This is a genomic window from uncultured Tenacibaculum sp. (genome assembly GCF_947495995.1).
GTDB lineage: Bacteria > Bacteroidota > Bacteroidia > Flavobacteriales > Flavobacteriaceae > Polaribacter.
The window spans coordinates 72721-92324 of the sequence record NZ_CANMAX010000004.1 but is presented as its reverse complement, the minus strand read 5'-3'; the positions used below and the strand labels follow the sequence as shown (position 1 = coordinate 92324).

Here is a 19604-nt window from a genome sequence, read left to right as displayed (position 1 = left end):
TTGATACATTAAATTTAAAAAATCAATTATTATGTTTGGATGGAATAAAGTTTTTAAGACACGATCTCATTACGTTTTTGACTATAAACCTCGTTATTATGACGAAAGAAAAGAACGTTTAAAAAAATTAGAAGATAAATATACTTCTGAAGCGGTTATACCTCAACAACACCAAGATTTAGAAGATATTACAATTACCTTCGAAAAAGGTAATTTAAGAAATGCATGGAAAAAAAATAAATCTAGTACCGATTATAATTCAACTTTAAGAATAGCAGTAATCATAGCTATCCTATTTGGAATTGCTGCTTATATTCTCAAGTTTTCTTAGTAAAAAAAATTAATGTCAGATATTATTCAATTACTTCCCGATCATGTTGCAAATCAAATTGCAGCTGGTGAAGTTGTTCAACGCCCTGCTTCGGTTGTAAAAGAGCTTTTAGAAAACGCAATCGATGCTGGAGCTTCTAGTATTACACTTTTATTAAAAGATGCTGGTAAAACACTTATTCAAGTTATCGATAACGGTAAAGGAATGAGTACTACCGATGCTCGTTTATGTTTTGAAAGACATGCAACATCTAAAATTAAAGATGCTAAAGATTTATTTAACCTAAATACAAAAGGGTTTAGAGGTGAAGCTTTAGCATCTATTGCTGCTATTGCGCATGTAGAATTAAAAACGAAACAAGATAACGAAGAAGTTGGTACTGCAATAAAAATTGAAGGAAGTGAAGTAATATCTCAAGAAGTTGTTTCTACCGCTAAAGGAACTAGTTTAGCTGTGAAAAACCTTTTTTACAATATTCCAGCTCGTAGAAACTTCTTGAAGTCTGACACTGTTGAAACTCGACATATTATTGATGAATTTCAACGTGTTGCTATGGCTCATCCTGATATTGCATTTCAATTGCATCATAATGGAAATGAAGTATATCATCTTAAAGAAAGTAATTTAAGAAAGCGTATTGTTGCTATTTTCGGTAACAAAATGAATGAAAAACTTGTTCCTTTAGATGAGCAAACAGACATTATGAAAATTAGAGGTTTTGTTGCAAAACCTTCTTACGCTAAGAAAAAAAGAGGTGAACAGTTCTTTTTTGTAAACGATCGATTTATTAAGAGTTCTTATTTAAATCATGCTGTAAATAATGCTTTTGATGGTTTATTAGAAAACGGATATCACCCAACATATTTCATTTATTTCGATGTACCACCAAATACAATCGATATCAATATTCACCCAACTAAAACTGAAGTGAAATTTGATAATGAAAAAGCTTTGTATGCGATTTTAAGAGCAACCGTAAAACATAGTTTAGGACAATATAGTGTTGCTCCTGTTTTAGATTTTAACAGAGATGCAACCTTAGACACACCGTATCAATTTAAAGATAAACCAGCGGTTTCTACACCAAAAATAACTGTAGACCCTGACTTTAACCCTTTTAAAAACAATACTGTTAGCGCTGCTCCACCTAAGAAAACAAGTACGCAAAGCACTCCTAGTTCTCCTTCTTTTAACACTTCTTATAAAAGTGATACAGGTTCTTGGGAGTCATTGTATGTAAACACTTATGATAGTGTTTCTCAGGAAAAATTATTTGAAAGTGAAAAAGAAACCGAAACAGGAAAAACTTTTCAAATTCAAAAAAAATATATCTTAAGCACTATTAAATCTGGTGTAGTTTTAATTCATCAATCATTAGCACATCAACGAGTATTGTATGAAGAGTTTTTAACAAATATAACAGTTAAAGATGCTAATAGTCAGCAATTATTATTCCCTATAAACATTTCATTCTCTTCATCAGATATTGAAATGATTTTTAGTATAAAATCAGATTTAGAAAGCGCAGGATTTGTCTTCAACGAATTCACGAAAGAAAGTGTGGTTATTGGAGGAATTCCTACATCTATTTCTGAAAGTCAGATTAGTTTGATATTAGAACAACTTTTAGATGATTTAAAACTAGAAGTACCTGATGCAAGTTTTAGTCATTATGATGTTATGGCTAAATCTTTCGCAAAGTCTTTAGCTATAAAAACAGGAACTGTATTATCTGTAAAAGAACAAGAGACTTTAGTAAATAATTTATTTTCTTGTAAAGAACCTAGTGTTTCTCCCCTTGGAAAACCAACATTTAAAACCTTAACTTTACAAGAAATTGATAATATTTTTAGTAATTAATTATGCAACAACTCACTCCTGTAATAAAACACTTAATTATAATTAATGCTATTCTATTTTTTGCACCTCAATTCTTGAATTTAGACTTGACTAATATTTTAGCATTACATTTTCCAAAAAACGATCATTTTGGCTTTTGGCAATATGTTACGCATATGTTTATGCACGGGAGCTTTCCTCATATCCTTTTTAATATGTACGGTTTATGGGCTTTTGGAACTCCATTAGAACAAATGTGGGGAAAAAATAAATTCTTATTTTTCTATTTCTCTGCTGGAATTGGTGCAGGTTTAATTTATACACTAGTGAATTACTATCAATTTAATGGTATTTATGAAATTTTTACTTCAGCAGGTTTAAATAGTTCTGAAATAATTTCAATACTTGAATCTGGTAGTACAACAGATCAAAGATTAGCAAATGTTTTAACCCAAGAACAATTCAGTAAAATTGTATTATTATATCAAATGCCAGCAGTTGGAGCTTCTGGTGCCGTATATGGAGTTTTAGTTGCTTTTGGATTAGCTTTCCCTAATGCTAAATTAGCAATGATATTCTTCCCTGTACCGATAGCTGCAAAATACTTCATTCCCTTAATGATACTTGGTGATTTATTTTTTGGAGTTACAAAATACTCTATCGGAAATGTAGCTCATTTTGCTCACGTCGGAGGAGCTATCATAGGTTTTATAATTGCTTGGTATTGGAAGAAAAATCAATTTAGACATTATTAAATGGAATTTGTAGACAACATAAAGCAACGTTTTTCAACAGCAACAATGCTCGAAAAACTAATCTATATAAACATAGCTGTATTTATTTTAAGCTTACTATTAGGTTCTTTTTCTGGTTTATATGGTACTAGAACTAGTTTTATAACTGAATGGTTTGCTTTACCTTCTGATTTAAATAAATTTTTAACTCGACCATGGTCTTTAGCTACTTATGGTTTTTTACACGCTGGTTTTAGACATATTTTATTCAATTGCTTGTGGTTATACATTTTCGGAAGATTATTTCTTGAATATTTTTCTGATAAACAACTTTTGAATTTCTACATATTAGGAACTGTATTTGGAGGAATGGCTTTTTTAATTGCCATGAACTACTTCCCTATTTTTAGCGGTTCTAAACCTCCAATTGTTGGAGCATCTGCAGGTGTTTCTGCTATAATTATTGGTACAGCAACACATATACCTAACTATCAACTTCGTATTCCATTAATTAATGTTTACATTAAAGTATGGCACTTGGCTGTATTTTTCATTCTAATGGATTTAATTAGTTTATCTGGAGGAAATGGCGGTGGTCATTTTTCACATTTAGGAGGCGCACTTTTCGGATTCTTATTTGTAAAATATTATGGAAATAAAGAGATGGATTTATTCTCTTTTAAAACCACAAAAAAGAAAAAAACTAAATTAAAAACTGTACATCGATCTAGTACGATTACACCTAAAGGTCCGTACAGAACAAAATCTGAACATCAGAAAAAAATTGATACAATCTTAGAGAAAATCGGAGATTCTGGATATGATTCATTAAGTCAAGAAGAAAAAGATTTTCTGTTTGAACAAGGAAAAAAATAAGCAAGTTGCCAACGAAAAAGAAATATTCATTTTTAGATAAATTCCTGTACTTCATAAATTCTATTGTAGCTACAGCTTTACTTTTATCTTATTTTTTAGCATTTATATCACCTAAAACAGTTCCTGTATTTTCAGTAGCTAGTTTGGCAGTTCCTTTTTTAATTATTGCTAATGTTATTTTCTGTGTCTATTGGATATTTAAATTAAGAAAGCATTTTTTATTATCAGGATTGGTTTTGTGTTTAGGGTGGATTTCTCTTCCTCCTTTTGTAAAATTTTCTTCTAAAAATACAGCTCGTAATAGCGATGTAAAAGTGATGAGCTATAATGTTAGAATGTTCAATTTATATAATTGGATTGAAGACAAAGGAATCAGTGATAAAATCATTTCATTTATTAAAGAAAAAGATCCAGATATTTTAGCCATACAAGAATACCATCATTCAGAAAAAAGAAATTTAAAATATCCGTATTCATATTACGTCCCAAAGTCTAAGAAAAACAATTTTGGACTCGCTATTTTCTCTAAGTATAAGATTATAAATAAAGGCTCTTTAGATTTTAAAAAAAGTGCTAATAATGCTATTTACATAGATATTGTTAAAAATAAAGATACCGTTCGTGTTTATAATTTACATTTACAATCGTTACGCTTAAATCCGAAAAAGGAAAACTTTGGTGAAGCTAGTTCTGAAAAGTTAATTGGACGTTTAAAAAACGGATTTAAAAAACAGGCTTCTCAAGTAGAAGTTTTTTTAGAACACGAAAAAGAATGGACTAAGAAAAAGGTCATCTGTGGTGATTTTAATAACACGGCTTTCTCTTGGGTTTACCGACAATTATGTAAAGGAAAAAAGGATGCTTTTGAAGTTGCTGGTAAAGGTTTTGGAAAATCCTTCAACTACTTTTTCCCAATGCGAATCGACTTTATTTTAACAGATAATACTACTAAAATTAATAATTTTAAGACCTATACTCCGAAATACTCAGATCATTTCCCGATCATGTCTCGAATAAATTTTGAATAGCTTATATTAGCAGTCGACAAAATTTATTTACTCTTTATGAAACATTTTGAAGTCGCAGTTATTGGAAGTGGACCATCAGGTGCTTCTACTGCTTTTCATTTGGCAAAACAAGGAATTTCAACTGTAATTATTGAAAAAGAAACTTTACCACGCTATAAAACTTGTGGTGGTGGTTTTGTGTACAGAGGACGAAAAGATTTACCTTTTGATATTGCCAGCGTAGTAGAAAGAGAGTTTAACACTGTAGATATTTTATTAGGAAGTAAACTTCACTTTCAAACAATTCGAAAAGATCCTACTATTACAATGATAATGCGTGATTCTTTTGATAATTTAATTGTAGAAGAAGCTAAAAAACTAGGCGTTACTTTACTTGAAGGCAACAAACTAATTTCTCTAGATTTTCAGAACGATAAAACTGTTTTAACAACAGATAAACAAGAAATCACAGCTAACTTTATTGTTGCGGCTGATGGAGCTTTAAGTCCGACTGCAAAAATGGCTGGATGGAATGAAGAAACTAGAAAATTAATTCCTGCTTTAGAATATGAAATAGAAGTTCCTGAAGAGGATTTCAATAGATTAAAAGACAGTGTTCGTTTTGATATTGATGCTATTCCGTATGGATATGCTTGGAGCTTCCCTAAGAAAAATCATTTATCTGTGGGGGTTGCTTCAACAAAAAAGGCTAGAATCAATTTAAAACAATACTACCAAGAATACTTAAAAACTCTTGGTATTAATACAATTATTAAAGAATCTCAACACGGATTTCAAATTCCTATCGCACCAAGAACAGATGGTTTTGTAAAAAACAATGTATTCTTAATTGGTGATGCTGCAGGTTTTGCTGACCCAATTACAGCTGAAGGAATTTCAAATGCTATTTATAGTGGAGTTTTAGCTGCTAAAGCTATTAGTGAAAGTAATAATAATTTAGATAAGGCTAAAGAGTTATACCTTGAGAAACTGAATGAAAAACTACTTCCTGAGATTCAAACAGGACTTTGGTTAGCGAAATGGTTTTACGAGCAAAAAACGATTCGAAATATATTATTAAAGAAATACGGACAACGTTTTAGTGATGCTATGGCAGATATTTTTCATGGAGACAGATCGTATCCTACAGATATCAAACAAGCAATCACCAGAAAAGTAAAAGAGTTAGTTTTTTAAACTAACTCTTTTTTCTTCCCGATGTATGTGAAATATTCCCATGTTTCTAGATAAGCCTCATAGACGCTATTATCTATAGTTTCAAATTTTTCTTCTAACACTGGAGTTAAGTGACTCTCCATTCGCACGTGATGATTTCCCATATGATTACGAAACCACGTATGTTTTGAGTTGTAAAAATCTACAACAGCAATATATCCTCCTGGATTTAAATCTTCATATGCTTGAGTTATCATTGCCGAAAACTCCGGATTCACCATAGTTAACGTGTACGAAAACAAAATTACATCTGGCGCATTTTCATTTATAATATTCGTATTTCCGTAAGCACCATCTATGAGTTGAATATTCGTGTTTGCCTTTACTTTTTTCTTAGCGATATTCAACATATCTTTTGAAACATCTAAACCTAAAATCTTACTATTAGAAAATACTTTACTTAGATTTTTCAAATTATAACCTGTTCCGCATCCTATTTCAAGAATAACTTTTGGAGAAGTTACCTTAGCTATTTTATCAATAATTAATTTTCTTCCAAAAAGAAACGACCATCTAGTAGCATCATAAATAGTGGATTGAAAATTATAATAATTTTGAATTAACTGGCTTTGTTTAATTGAGTTCTCTACATTCATAAACTACTACTTTACAATTCCTAAATACACACTTGCATACGTTCCTACTCTGTCTTCTTTATGTAATCGATTTGATAATTCGTAATCAAAATCAATTTTATCTTTTATAAAATCCGGAAAGAAATCAATTCTTTTAGCTGCAGATCGCATTAAAATTCTAGTTCCTGGTTTACTGTTTTTCAAAATCAACTCCCACTCTTCTTCTAAAGCAGGTACATTATTAGCAGCAAGCCAATCTTGATGATCTAAAAGTACATAATGAGAATAATCACCTGGATTTTCCTTTAAAAAACCACTCAACGTAGTTGTGTAACTACGAGCTTTACTTTGATGTTTTTGTAATTTTGTAAAGTTTTCTTGTTTTAAATATTCTGGACAGCATTCTTTGGTATAAAAACCTTTCAAATACACTTGATAAAAATAATTATCACCAATATCTAATTGCGTAAATACATTTCGAAGTGATTCTCTAATGTAGGCTACATTTCCTCCTGCATAACTTTCTTGTATTAAAGCTTGTTGTGCTTTCGGCACACCTGCTAAATACATGGTAAAATGATTATTCAGTAACAATGAAATAAAAGGATTGAATATCTTTTCTTCTAGAATTGTGTAATAACTCTCTTGTTGCTTCAAATTACTTGAAGCCATAAAGTATTCTAAATTCTGTTTTATTTTTTTACTCGTGTATAAATATCTTCTGCATAAATACGCTAACACTCCTGATGCTCCTCGGTAATAAAAAGAATTCCTTTTTCCTTTTCCTTGAAAATAACGAATGTGCTCATCCCAATATTTTTGAGCGTATTCAGGTAACTTATCTCGTAAGTTTTGTTCGTAATAAGATTTTGCTTCTACATGATTCCCTTCTCCAAAAAATTGAAATAACGATTCATAATCACCAAATTCTAACATACTTCGCTTTAATTCTAAAAGAGCATTTTGTCTGAAATTCATATCTACAGAATAAATTTCAGCAGGTTCGTCTAATAGATAATCTAATAAATTATCTCCAGCACTTGTAATCATAACAAGCTTACTATTATGATCTAACTTCAATAATTCTCGATCGCAACGCGGATCTTCCCAGCAAGTATTATAGATTAATTTTTTTCCGTGTATTTGATGGAAAAACCAGTTTTGTAATTGATTCATTTTTTTAATTTATTGAAAGTTTCATAAAAATACTTTCCGTTTTTAAACTAAAGAGAATCTTACAATTAAGTTATTATGATGCTATTGTAAATAAATGAAACATGAAATTCTTTTAAATCTTTTTCTTAACCTTTAATTAAAAAAACTTCATTTTTAAACTAAAGTTCAACCATAAAAAAACCTCTTGAAAAATCAAGAGGTTTTAATAATTAGTCCTTTATAAACTATTTAATAATAAATCGTTTATTCACCTTAGTATATTCGTTTTCGAGTCTAAGTATATAAACTCCTGACTCAAATCGATCAATATTAATTGTTCTTTTATTTTCTAAAGCAGATTTCTCGATTACTTGACCTAACATATTTACAATAGTATATGTTGTGTTTGTTAAATCTTTATCCGTACCGATTAACTTTAGTAAATATCCTTTTTGAACAGGATTTGGTGCAATAGTTAATGAAGCTAATATACCTTCATCTTCATCTCCTAACACATCTACTCTAGTTCCAAATTGATTTTCTACTACAGCAGCAGAACTTGAACATGTTCCTTCATAAATTCGAACATTTGCGAAAGTAGAATTATTACCAGAACCAGAATCGTTATCATTAATAAACACTAAACGGTCCATAGTTCCTGTATACGAATCTCCAACAGGAATCACGTACGTGGTCGTTCCACTAGAATAATTATCAAAATTAGTAATACCATAATTTTGAGTACCATGCACTTTGAAGTAACGTGTAGATGTTAACGTATTATCATCTTCGAAACCAATACCATGAATTTCTCCTTGAGAAGTACTACTAAACTCAAATTCTATTACAGTATTCGCAGTAACTGTATAATTTAATGGAATATATTTCCAAGTATTATTAGTTAACGTTATTGATGCTCCACTTGTTCCTATTGAAAAATCTCCAGCTGAATCTTGATTCGAGAATGAGTTAATTGTAAAATCATTAAAATTTAAAGCACTACAACCTGGATCTGGGTCTGGATCTGTTCCGCCAGCAGATAATGAAATAGCATCAATAGCTATATCACTAGACCAACTTGTACCTGTAGTTCCAACGAATCGTAATCTCACTGAACTTTCTCCTAAATAAGAAGCTAAATTAACATTTACAGCATTCCATTGATCACCTTGATTTCCAGATTGATTCCAAATACTTGTCCATGTAGAACCATCAGTTGAAGCTTCTAATCTTAATGAACCTACACTAGTTCCAAACATATGATTACTAAATGAGAATGTTGCCGAAGTTAACGTTGTTAAATCATAACACGGACTTAATAAAATTGCTGTAGCATTACTTCCTATTTGTCCTGTACTTCCATTTGTAGAAGCTTCTAAGAACATATAGAAATTTCCATCTGCTCCAGTGCTAGGTCCAGTCCCGTTAGATGGTGTTCCGTTAGCATCTCTTACCCAGTTTCCATCATCACCAGTAACTTGTGTCCAACCATCATTAGTTTCGAAGCTTTCACTATAAGGGAAAGTGTTTACAGTTGTAGTACAATCTGTTGGTGTAGGATTTCCTCCATCACATGGATTCGTAAAAGAAACTGTCTGATCTGTTTGACCATTAGAACCACCATTGTTATTCTCATTTGCACCTTCTCCAACTCCTCTTTCAGCAAAAGCTTTCCAAATTAAACAACTATACTGACCTCCATATAAATCTTGATCTGCTTGTAAAATTCCATCACGACCAGAAACAAAACCAGGATTTGCAGCTGTATTCTTTAATCCTTCAATTACTAAAGCCATTGCTATATTATTCCCTCCTGTTCCGTTATAGAAATCTGGATCGAATCCTTCTTGATCAATTAACAACCAAGTCATATCCCATAAAATAGTTGCGAAAGCATATCCAACACCATGCGGTCTAGCTAAACTTCCAATATCGGCATAATCTGTATCATTTAAAGATCTATCTGTAGAATATACAGTTGGTCTAATTCCTAAACCATCTAATCCTTGTCCTAATACATAAGTACCAACTCCTCTTCTATCCGAACCTTGGTCTCCGGCTTTCATAGTTAACATTAATCCGAACCAATCAGACCAACCTTCACCCATTTGCTCAGAACCACCAAGTACATTTGAATTCCTACCTCCTACTAATCGTGTAGAAATACCATGACCATACTCATGTGCGATAATAATATTATCAAAAGAACCGTCTCTACCTGGATTTGTTCTATTCCATAGGAACATTTGCATTCTTGGATTACTTCCATCTGGTGGAGTACCAAAATTTGCATTATTAGTTCCACTACCATCTTGAGAATCTGCATTTACAGAATCGCTTCCTGCACCACCTTTTCCGTAGTTATTTTCTTGGAAGTTACCACTTGCTTCATCGAAACCATATTGATACCATACATCGTGCATAATATTATTCCAATAGAATAAGTTTGTAGTTGAAGCATCTCTGTATGAACTAGGAGCTTGATTTAAATTTACTGGAAAATCAAAATCTAAACTAGAACCACCACTTGGAGAAGCTCCAGTTCCGTTATTTCCATTTGCATCTTCTTGAGCCCAAACATTATTACCTCTAGTAATTGTAAATTCTGCTCCTGCTGCTCCGTTAGTATCATGCCATCCGAAAGGAGAAGCTGTAGTATTCGCTGGATTGGTAATAATACTTCTACCTCCATCATCTGGATTAATTAACGGCATTGGATAAACATTGTAAGAATCTGGAGCAAACATCATAGATTTGTCTGCATAAGGAGCCATAACATGATTCTCTTCTTCCTTAATTTCTTCTTTGTGTTTGATAACATGATTATGTTCATGTCCACCAAAACTACAAGAAATTACCCAGTTATCTTCAACAACAACCTTACCTGTAGAAGCATCAACAAAACTATTCCACCAGTTTTGTCCGCCTTCTTCATATAAAGTTACATTCCAACATAAATGGATTTTTCCATTATGAGAAACATATACTTTTTTTACTGTAATTGGCTCATTGTCTTGAGTGATACCAGTATTCGTATAATTACTAACACTAACACCATCTGATGAACGACTTAATGCTTTTACTAAACGTTGTGCAGGCTTTAAATTGTGTGAACGAATTACAGAATTAATCGCTGCTGCTTCTGTAATTCCACCACCTCTTTGTTTAGGAATCTTTGCTTCTAACCCAGTAATAAATTGATTTTTCTCAAAGTTTACTTTGCTGTTAAAAACTGAAAGATTACTAGTTGCATTTACAATAGGAATACCTTTATGAAACTGAGTAACATAATAATGTGTAAGTCCTTTTTTAAGTGAGGAAGCAGTACTTGTAACTCTCCACTCTGCGTAATCGGAAGGTGAATCTTCGCTCTTTTTTTGAAGTGATTTAAAATGCTTATCTAAAACATTTAAATCTTTACTTGAATTTTGGGAGTAACTTAACTGTAGCACAAGAAATAGCACTACAGTAATGTAGATTTTTTTCATTTTGTATTTGATTTTGAAAGGTTAACTGTTCTAAAGTTATCAAAATCAAACCCTTAATAAAAATTACAAATCCAAATTAACGAAAACGTAAATTTTGTTTTATTTTAACATAAAAATTTAAAAATTAAACAAACTAAGTGTTAAATAAACTTTTAAAAAATAAAACAATCTAGCTTTTATTAACTTTTTTCAAATTCAACAAATCAATAGGATTAATACCAAGGCCTTTTACATTTTTTTGAGAAAAACGAATAACCTCATCATAATATAATGGAACTACAGGGGCCTCTTCAATTAAAATACTATCCATTTTAGTATATAACTTATAACGCTTAACATTATCTGTTTCTTTTACAGATTCTTCATAAAGCGCATCGAAAGTATTATTCTTAAAATGTGTATAATTTGGTCCGTTAGGCGTAAAGTTTTTGCTGTAAAATAATGATAAGTAATTTTCTGCATCAGGGTAATCTGCTATCCAACTAGCTCTAAATATTGGTAATTTTCCATTGGCTTTACCTTGACGCAAAGTTGAAGGTAAAATTACTTCTACATTCACTTTTAAACCAATATTTTGAAGTTCTCTTTGAATAAATTCACATAAATCTAAATAATTACTATTTGTACTTATGGTAATATTAACTTCTTTAACATTAGTTTCTTTTTTAAACTGTTGTACTAAACTTTTTGCTTTTTCAGGTGCATAAGTATACCCTTTAGCGTTTGTAAAAGAAGGTAATCCTTTAGGTATAAATCCATGTAAAGCTGGAGTTCCGATATTGTTCCTTAAAAACTTCATCATCTTAACTCTATTGAAACCATAATTCATTGCTTTTCTAATCAATTTTGATTTCGTAGGGTAATTTTCTTCTACATCGACATACACACCAAGATATTCAGTATTTAAATATGCTCCCTTTTGCATATTTACTTTGTCTTTATATTTTTCTTGTAAAGTTCCATCTGTCGCTAAAATTTCATCTTTGTAAGACGCATCTAAGCTTTTCATAAAATCTAGATTCCCTTGAATAAACTGTAAGAATTCACTTTGTTTATCTGGTAAAAAAGTAACAGCTACAGCTTCTAAATAAGGTAATGAAACTCCTTTTTCATCTTTTTCGTAATAATCGTTATTCTTTCGTAATACCAACTTTGTGTTTTCTACCCAAAGTTTAAAATGAAAAGGCCCTGTACCAATTGGATTACTTCTAAAATCATTTTTAAAATAATCGATTGCTTCTTTTGGAACTACAGAACAATATTTCATACTTAATAATCCTAAGAAAGGCGGAAAAGGTTGTTTCAAATCAATCTTAAACAAAGTATCATTAATTGCTTTAAATCGATCTACATGTTGTAATACCCATCTTCCTGGTGAAGCCACTTTAGGATCTAATAATCTATTAAATGAATACTCAAAATCTTGTGCAGTAACATTTCTCGTTTTCTTTTCTCCAAATAAAACATGCTTATGAAATAAAACATCTTTTCGTAATGAAAACGTATAAGTTTTACCATCTTCAGAGATATTCCATTCTTTGGCTATATCTGGTTGAACATTTAAATTATCATCTAATTGAACTAAACCATTAAATAACTGATGTGTAGCCCATATATTGGGTTGATCTTTAGCAAAAGCTGGATCTAAAGAAGCTATATTTGAATGTTCGTTATATCGAAAAACTTCATGATCTTTAAATTTAGTTTTCTTCGTTTTACACGAACACAAAATCAATAACAATAGTATTACACTATTTCTCAAAGCCATATTCTCGCTCTACTTTACAAATTCTTAATTGATACTGTTTGTACCATTTTTGTCTTCCTAATTCTCTGGCATACGTATGCTCTACATTGTTTTTCCATTTAGAAATAGCTTCTAAACTTTTCCAATAGGAAACTGTAATACCAATTTCACTTCGTGCAGACTCTATACCCAAATAACCTTCTTGTTGTTTAGCTAATTCATCCATTTTTTCAGCCATTTCTTGATATCCTTCAATATCGTCAGTTAATATTGTTGTAAATATTACGGCATAATAGGGAGCTGCGAAAATTTTGGCAATCATAATTTCAATTCGTATTTAGTTTCAGGTAAGCCAATGTCTTTGCTTACAAACTGATGTACTGGTTTAAAATTTAATTTTTCTAAGATTTTTGCTGAAGCTATGTTTTCATTCACAACATTACCAATTAGCTTGGTCATTTTTATTTGTTTAGCATACGCTATTAATCCTTCACAAATTTCGTATCCGTATCCATTCCCCCAATATTCTCTAATAAATCGATACCCTATTTCATCTTCATTTTGTTCATCTTTTACTAATGCTAATGTCCCTAAAAAAATCTTAGTTTTTTTATCTTCAATTGCATAAATCCAGAAATCGTTATTCGGTAATGTATATTTTGCTATAACTTCTTTTAAGTTCTGTTCAATTCCTTCATAAGTATCTACTTCGCCTGTAGCATATTTCAAAACTAAAGGATCACTTTGTAATTTATAATATCCTTCAATATCTTCTATTTTAAGATATCTAACTTCTAGTCTTTCAGTTTCAAAAATCATTTTCAATATTGTACTTTTGCAATTGGTTAAATGTACAAGAATGAATGCGGAAAAAAAAGTAGCTTTTTATACATTAGGTTGTAAACTAAATTTTTCTGAAACTTCAACTATTGCAAGAAACTTTGTAAACGAAGGTTTTGAACGTGTTGAATTTGAAGAAGAAGCTGATATATATGTAATTAACACTTGCTCTGTAACAGATAATGCTGACAAAAGATTTAAGACAATTGTTAAGTCTGCGCTGAAAAAAAACGATGAAGCTTTTTTAATTGCTGTAGGTTGTTATGCCCAACTTAAGCCTGAAGAATTAGCCGCTGTAGATGGTGTTGACTTAGTTTTGGGTGCTACCGAAAAGTTTAATGTAACTAGTTATATTAACGATTTAACAAAAAATAATGTTGGTGAAGTACATTCGTGCGAAATAGAAGATGCTGACTTTTATGTTGGTTCTTATTCTATTGGAGACAGAACTCGTGCTTTCTTAAAGGTACAAGACGGATGTGATTACAAATGCACCTATTGTACAATTCCTTTAGCTAGAGGAATTTCCAGAAGTGACACTTTAGAAAATGTTTTAAAAAATGCTAAAGAGATTTCTGAAAGAGGAATTAAGGAAATTGTACTTACTGGTGTTAATATTGGTGATTATGGAAAAGGTGAGTTTGGAAACAAAAAACACGAACATACATTTTTAGAATTGGTTCAAGCATTAGATAAAGTTGAAGGAATACATAGACTTCGAATTTCATCTATCGAACCTAACTTACTTAAAGATGAAACTATTGACTTTGTTTCTAAATCAGACACTTTTGTTCCTCATTTCCATATTCCATTACAATCAGGAAGCGATGAGTTACTAAAAAAGATGAAGCGTCGTTACTTACGTAAAGTGTATACGAATCGTGTTGCCAAAATACATGAAGTTATGCCTCATGCATGTATTGGTGTTGATGTTATTGTTGGTTTTCCAGGAGAAACTGATGAACTTTTCTTAGAAACGTATAATTATTTATCTGAATTAGATATTTCTTATTTACATGTTTTCACTTATTCAGAAAGAGCAAATACAGAAGCTGCTGAAATGGATGGTGTTGTTCCTAAAAACGTTAGAGCAAAACGTAGTAAAATGTTACGCGGACTTTCAGTTAAAAAACGTAGAGCTTTCTATGAGAGTCAAATAGGAAATACATTGTCTGTGCTTTTTGAAGGAGAAAACAAAGAAGGATATATTCATGGTTTTACAGAAAACTATGTTAAAGTAAAAGCACCTTGGAATCCTGAGTTAGTAAATACTATTCATAATGTAAAACTAACGAAGATTGATGAAGACGGATTAGTACGTTTTGATTTTGTTGATACGGAAGTTATTCATTAAATTGTTTGCACATAAAATCAAAAAACATTTCAATACAATCTATTATGAAGGTATTTTATCTATCTATTTTTCTATTAGCTTTAAGTTGTGGAGCGCCAAAGGAAGAAGCTACTAAAGCTGGAACAACAAAAGAAACTACCAATAAAATAACAGAGGAAGCGTCTGAATCTTATGACCGTCAATTGGTATTAGTTCTTAACGATCCGACTAGAGAAGATAAAACAAAGGAATATTTAAAAAACAGTGGTATTTCTTGGAAAAAGAAAGTATTTGATAATGGAATGTCTAAAATTGCTGTTGTAGAAATTCCGAATAATGAATATGATTTTTGGTTAAAAGCTTTAGGATCTTCTAGCGAATTTAGAGATGTAAAAGTAAACGCAAAGAACATTGTTAAAGACTTAATAAAAAAAGAAGAAAACACTTTAATTGCTTTACGAAAAACAGGATGTTTTGGTGATTGCCCATCATATAATGTTTCTATAGATAAAGAAGGACAAGTAACTTTTAATGGAAAACAATACGTTTTAGTAGAAGGTGTTAAAGAATTTAAACTTTCTGATGATGAGTTTAAACAACTTTCTGAAAAACTAGCAAAAAATAAATTTTCATCTTTTAAAGATGTTTATGATAATCCAAATATCATGGATTTACCTAGCACTTATATTTTACACGATGGTAAACAAGTACAAGTTCGTTTATGGAATGATGAAGTTCCTGAAGAACTTATGGATTTACACGAGTATATAGAAGGTGTTTTATTGAAAAAGAAACTATTTGAATAAAAAAATAATATGGAAAATAAAACTCAATTGTATTTTGTTCCTGGTTTAGCAGCAAATACAAAGATTTTTGAGTATATAAAGCTACCTGAAGAAAAATTTGAAGTCCACTTTTTGGAATGGATTTTGCCATTATCTGTTGAAGAAACTATTGAGAGTTATGCAAAACGTATGTGTAGCTTTATTAAACATGAAAATCCGATTTTAATTGGTGTTTCTTTTGGCGGTGTAATGGTTCAAGAAATGAGTAAGCAAATGTCTTGCGAAAAAGTTATTATAATTTCTAGTATGAAAAGTAATAACGAATTACCTGTTCGATTAAAATTAGCGCAAAAGACTAAGGCTTATAAATTATTTCCGACTAAAATTGTTGAGAACATTGAAGATTACGAGCATTTATTCTTCGGAGACTTTCTAAAGAAAAGAGCAGAATTATATAAAATGTATCTTTCTATTAGAGATGCAGATTATTTACAATGGGCGATTCATAATGTTTTAAATTGGGAACAAGATTATGAATTAGAAGACATCGTTCATATCCATGGAAATAAAGATGAAGTATTTCCTATAAAACACATTAAAAACTCAATTGAAGTTGATAATGGTACACATATTATGATTTTGAATAAAGCTAAAACTATTTCTACCATTTTAGAAAAGGTTTGTTCTAGTACTGTAGCAGCTTCAAGCTAAAAATAAACAACATATGAAGGTAAAGTTATTCCGCATTTTTTACGTCTTATCTTTTTTAAGTATAGGCTTTCTTTTATTAAACTTAACTAATCCGAAGGTTTCCAAAAAAGAAGCAGTTTCAACAAAAGACAGTAGCATAGTAAAACTCAAGAAGAATGTTAGTGACTTGTATGAAGTAAAAGCGGTAAAACTTCCTAAGAGTATGGAATTTGCTGGAGAACCAGTTCCTTTAAATCAACTTGATATCCAAGAAAGATTAGATCGAGAATTATTAGTAAATACTTATTGGCAATCGAATGGTTTATTACTTATGAAAAGAGCTAATAAATTTTTTCCTTTAATTGAACCATTATTAAAAGAATACGGTTTACCAGATGATTTTAAGTATTTATGTGTTGCTGAAAGCGCTTTAATACAAGTACCTTCTTACAAAGGAGCTGCTGGATATTGGCACTTTATGCCACGAACTGGAAAAGAATACGGATTAGAAATTAACACAAACGTAGACGAACGTTACAATCTTAAATTATCTACAAAAGTAGCTGCTGAGTATTTAAAAAAAGCTAAAAATAAATTTGGTAGTTGGACTTTAGCCGCTGCAGGATACAATGCTGGTAACGGAAGAATTTCTAAACGTTTAAAGGAACAAAAAGTAAGTAATTATTACGATCTTTTATTAAATCCTGAAACTGGAAGATATGTTTTTAGAATTCTTGCTCTTAAAGAGATCATGACAAACCCTAAAAAATACGGTTTTGTATTTGATCAAGAAGATTTATATACTTACCCAAATGTAAAAGAGATATTGGTAGATTACCCAATCTCTGATTTAGCAGATTTCGCTAAGCAGTACAACATTACCTATAAGCAATTAAAATTAGTTAATCCATGGTTGAGAGAAACCAAACTAAATAACAAGACTAAGAAAGAATATATAATTAAGATACCAGTTATTTAATTTTTTCTTATTAAATCGATACGATTTTTATCAATTTATCATTTAAAATCGCATCATTTTATAAAAAATCACACATAGTTAATCATCTTATTCAGTATAAGTTTTTAGCTATGTGTTTTTTTATGTTTCGGAATTAAATTCTCCTCTTTATAAAATCGTAGCCTACGTAAAATCTTTACTTCCGGAAAAAATCTTGAATAACTAATCTTATTTCTTTCAAACAAAATAAGCAAGAATTCTAAGCGACATTTTATAAAAAGTATATACTTTTTCTTTTATGGACAGCCGTAAACCTCTGTTTTTCATCAAACACTTTATAAATTTGAGATGAGAAAAATAGCTAGGAAAAACAATTTATTTTCCTTTTTACATATAGCATTAATTCATTCTGCTATTACTCAAAAATAATTAGCTAAGACAACCAAAGAAATTTTCGTGATAACAGACATACGCCTTGAATGTCTATAAATGCTCAAGGGAAAATAAATTTTAAAAATTCAAAGTATTATGAAAAAATCAATCTTAAATTTAGGAAAATCATTAAACAAAGCAGAACAACAAAGTATTAGTGGAGGTTTTGGATTAAAAAATCCTTGTCCCCCAAGTTCTAACTTCGTATTAGAAAGAGGACCTAATTCTTGTGGAAGAGCTTGCTCATATCCTACATCAAATCCTTTTTTCCCAGGAGGAAGATGTTATGGAAGCGTAGTAAACGATGCTTGTGTAGTTGATTGCTAACAACAATAATAGTTAAGTTATTTCTAACAAAGTAACTTAATTAAACATAAAAGAGCGTCTATTAATAATAGACGCTCTTATCTTTTATATAGTTTTCTTTACTATCTTCTTCTTAAACGTATTTCAGTATTATCTACAAAATCGTTTCTTTGCTCTAATACTAATACATCTGAAGTCACTTCTTTAATATATAATCCATCTACAATAACATCTCCGAATTCAAAAAATTCAGTACCGTCTGAACCCGAAAGACTAAAGTAAATTACCGTTAATGAATTATCATCTTCATTAAATGCCCAATTTCCTTTTCCTTTAAATTCTTCTTCTATAAGATCTTGATATACTGGTGAGCAACTAGCCCTTGTAGCATCATAATTTAAAGGTTTAAAACTTAATTTAAAATGATCTTCAAATGAACCATCTTCTTTAAAACTAACATAACCAATAGATTCACTTTGCTCTTCATAATCTACAGTAATTGTATTTCCATTTGCACATGTAATTTCCGTAGCTTCTCCATCAGCAAAGTTTTCAGGAACCCACTCTCCTACAATAGAAGCGTTTCCTCCCCAAGCTTCAATAGTTACACATACTGTTTGTATTTGACTAATATTATTATTTTCGTCGTAAATACAAATTTCATAACAGAACTCTCCTGCCGGCACAGTGTTCTCTAAATTTACATTGATTGTAGTTTCATCATCAGTTCTACTAGAAACTGAATTTCTACCTAATGCTAATGTACTTTTGAAGTTTGAATTTCTACTAGCTACTCTGTTTGAAAAAGAAGATGAAGGAACATCGTAATAAGAATCTGTAGCATTTCCATCACTGTCTTTAAATCTAATATAAGCTCCGGCTACGTTATCATTAGAACTAAACTTGATTTCAAAACCAGAACCTTGAAAACCTGTTTTTAATTCTGAATTCACTTGAAAATCTAAGTTTCCAGTTGGCGTAGGTGGAGTTCCTGTTTCTTTTACTGCTCCAGATATAGCAATTCCTTCTTCTAAAATTGATACTGGAGTTTTATTTTCTTCTAAAGCATTTTGTTGTTCTGCTACTTCTTCATTTCCTGTGGTTGGTGAAGAATCGCTACTACATGAAGTAATGTAAACACTAGCAAATATTGCTAATGCCAAAAAACATAGTTTTTTCATAATTAAAATTTTTTGAAGTTGACAATTATTTTTGCCAAATATAACAATTCAATAAGAACAAAAAGAATTATTACATAAGTAATTAACTACC

At 30.6% G+C, this 19604-nt stretch carries 18 protein-coding genes; 11 read left to right on the top strand and 7 right to left on the bottom strand.

The window, feature by feature from the left end; translation table 11 throughout:
* The first annotated feature begins 31 nt into the window (after positions 1-31).
* The 6 genes from Q1A15_RS12715 to Q1A15_RS12690 are packed head-to-tail and all read left to right on the top strand — an operon-like array spanning position 32 to position 5984.
* Entirely contained in the window at positions 32-331 is a 300-nt protein-coding gene (locus Q1A15_RS12715; RefSeq protein ID WP_299624328.1) for a hypothetical protein, read from the top strand.
* Positions 332-343: 12 nt separating this feature from the next.
* Positions 344-2191, top strand: coding sequence for a DNA mismatch repair endonuclease MutL (gene mutL / locus Q1A15_RS12710; protein ID WP_299624325.1), 1848 nt, complete (start codon positions 344-346; stop codon positions 2189-2191).
* A 2-nt stretch (positions 2192-2193) separates the two neighbouring features.
* The gene (locus tag Q1A15_RS12705) at positions 2194-2925 is read left to right on the top strand and encodes a rhomboid family intramembrane serine protease (protein WP_299624321.1); all 732 of its coding nucleotides are present in this window, start codon (positions 2194-2196) and stop codon (positions 2923-2925) included.
* Entirely contained in the window at positions 2926-3780 is an 855-nt protein-coding gene (locus Q1A15_RS12700) for a rhomboid family intramembrane serine protease (protein ID WP_299624318.1), read from the top strand.
* Between the two features lie 5 nt (positions 3781-3785).
* Positions 3786-4808 carry an endonuclease/exonuclease/phosphatase family protein gene (locus Q1A15_RS12695; RefSeq protein WP_299624315.1) on the top strand — a complete coding sequence of 341 codons (1023 nt, stop codon included), beginning with the start codon at positions 3786-3788 and terminating at the stop codon, positions 4806-4808.
* Between the two features lie 36 nt (positions 4809-4844).
* Positions 4845-5984: a geranylgeranyl reductase family protein gene (locus tag Q1A15_RS12690; RefSeq protein WP_299624311.1), complete on the top strand. Its 1140-nt coding sequence runs from the start codon at positions 4845-4847 to the stop codon at positions 5982-5984.
* Here the strand turns inward: Q1A15_RS12690 and Q1A15_RS12685 are convergent.
* The 6 genes from Q1A15_RS12685 to Q1A15_RS12660 form a co-directional block, all read right to left on the bottom strand.
* Entirely contained in the window at positions 5981-6619 is a 639-nt protein-coding gene (locus Q1A15_RS12685; RefSeq protein WP_299624306.1) for a class I SAM-dependent methyltransferase, read from the bottom strand. The genes Q1A15_RS12690 and Q1A15_RS12685 overlap by 4 nt on opposite strands.
* A gap of 6 nt (positions 6620-6625) precedes the next feature.
* A complete protein-coding gene (locus Q1A15_RS12680) occupies positions 6626-7774 on the bottom strand; it encodes a BtaA family protein (RefSeq protein WP_299624302.1) in 1149 nt (382 codons plus the stop codon).
* A 224-nt stretch (positions 7775-7998) separates the two neighbouring features.
* The gene (locus tag Q1A15_RS12675) at positions 7999-11241 is read right to left on the bottom strand and encodes a M36 family metallopeptidase (protein ID WP_299624299.1); all 3243 of its coding nucleotides are present in this window, start codon (positions 11239-11241) and stop codon (positions 7999-8001) included.
* A 169-nt stretch (positions 11242-11410) separates the two neighbouring features.
* Complete coding sequence (locus Q1A15_RS12670; protein ID WP_299624296.1) at positions 11411-13009, bottom strand: ABC transporter substrate-binding protein; 1599 nt, start codon at positions 13007-13009, stop codon at positions 11411-11413.
* Entirely contained in the window at positions 12993-13310 is a 318-nt protein-coding gene (locus Q1A15_RS12665; protein ID WP_299624293.1) for an antibiotic biosynthesis monooxygenase, read from the bottom strand. The genes Q1A15_RS12670 and Q1A15_RS12665 overlap by 17 nt, the downstream gene beginning before the upstream one ends.
* Positions 13307-13807: a GNAT family N-acetyltransferase gene (locus tag Q1A15_RS12660; RefSeq protein ID WP_299624290.1), complete on the bottom strand. Its 501-nt coding sequence runs from the start codon at positions 13805-13807 to the stop codon at positions 13307-13309. Before Q1A15_RS12660 ends, Q1A15_RS12665 begins: the two co-directional genes overlap by 4 nt.
* Before the next feature lie 40 nt (positions 13808-13847).
* Here Q1A15_RS12660 and mtaB point away from each other — a divergent pair, with 40 nt between their 5' ends.
* The 5 genes from mtaB to Q1A15_RS12635 all read left to right on the top strand — a co-directional run bounded on the left by mtaB (position 13848) and on the right by Q1A15_RS12635 (position 18353).
* Positions 13848-15182 carry a tRNA (N(6)-L-threonylcarbamoyladenosine(37)-C(2))-methylthiotransferase MtaB gene (mtaB, locus tag Q1A15_RS12655; protein WP_299624287.1) on the top strand — a complete coding sequence of 445 codons (1335 nt, stop codon included), beginning with the start codon at positions 13848-13850 and terminating at the stop codon, positions 15180-15182.
* Between the two features lie 44 nt (positions 15183-15226).
* Entirely contained in the window at positions 15227-15967 is a 741-nt protein-coding gene (locus Q1A15_RS12650) for a DUF6438 domain-containing protein (protein WP_299624284.1), read from the top strand.
* A 9-nt stretch (positions 15968-15976) separates the two neighbouring features.
* Entirely contained in the window at positions 15977-16657 is a 681-nt protein-coding gene (locus Q1A15_RS12645) for an alpha/beta hydrolase (RefSeq protein WP_299624282.1), read from the top strand.
* 13 nt (positions 16658-16670) lie between these two features.
* Positions 16671-17615 carry a lytic transglycosylase domain-containing protein gene (locus Q1A15_RS12640; protein WP_299624279.1) on the top strand — a complete coding sequence of 315 codons (945 nt, stop codon included), beginning with the start codon at positions 16671-16673 and terminating at the stop codon, positions 17613-17615.
* Between the two features lie 507 nt (positions 17616-18122).
* Positions 18123-18353 (top strand): hypothetical protein, encoded by a 231-nt coding sequence (locus Q1A15_RS12635; protein ID WP_299624277.1) that lies wholly within the window; start codon positions 18123-18125, stop codon positions 18351-18353.
* Between the two features lie 101 nt (positions 18354-18454).
* Here Q1A15_RS12635 and Q1A15_RS12630 read toward each other — a convergent pair whose 3' ends face one another.
* On the bottom strand, positions 18455-19513 hold the full coding sequence (locus Q1A15_RS12630) for a hypothetical protein (protein WP_299624275.1): 1059 nt from the start codon (positions 19511-19513) through the stop codon (positions 18455-18457).
* Positions 19514-19604: the final 91 nt, after the last annotated feature.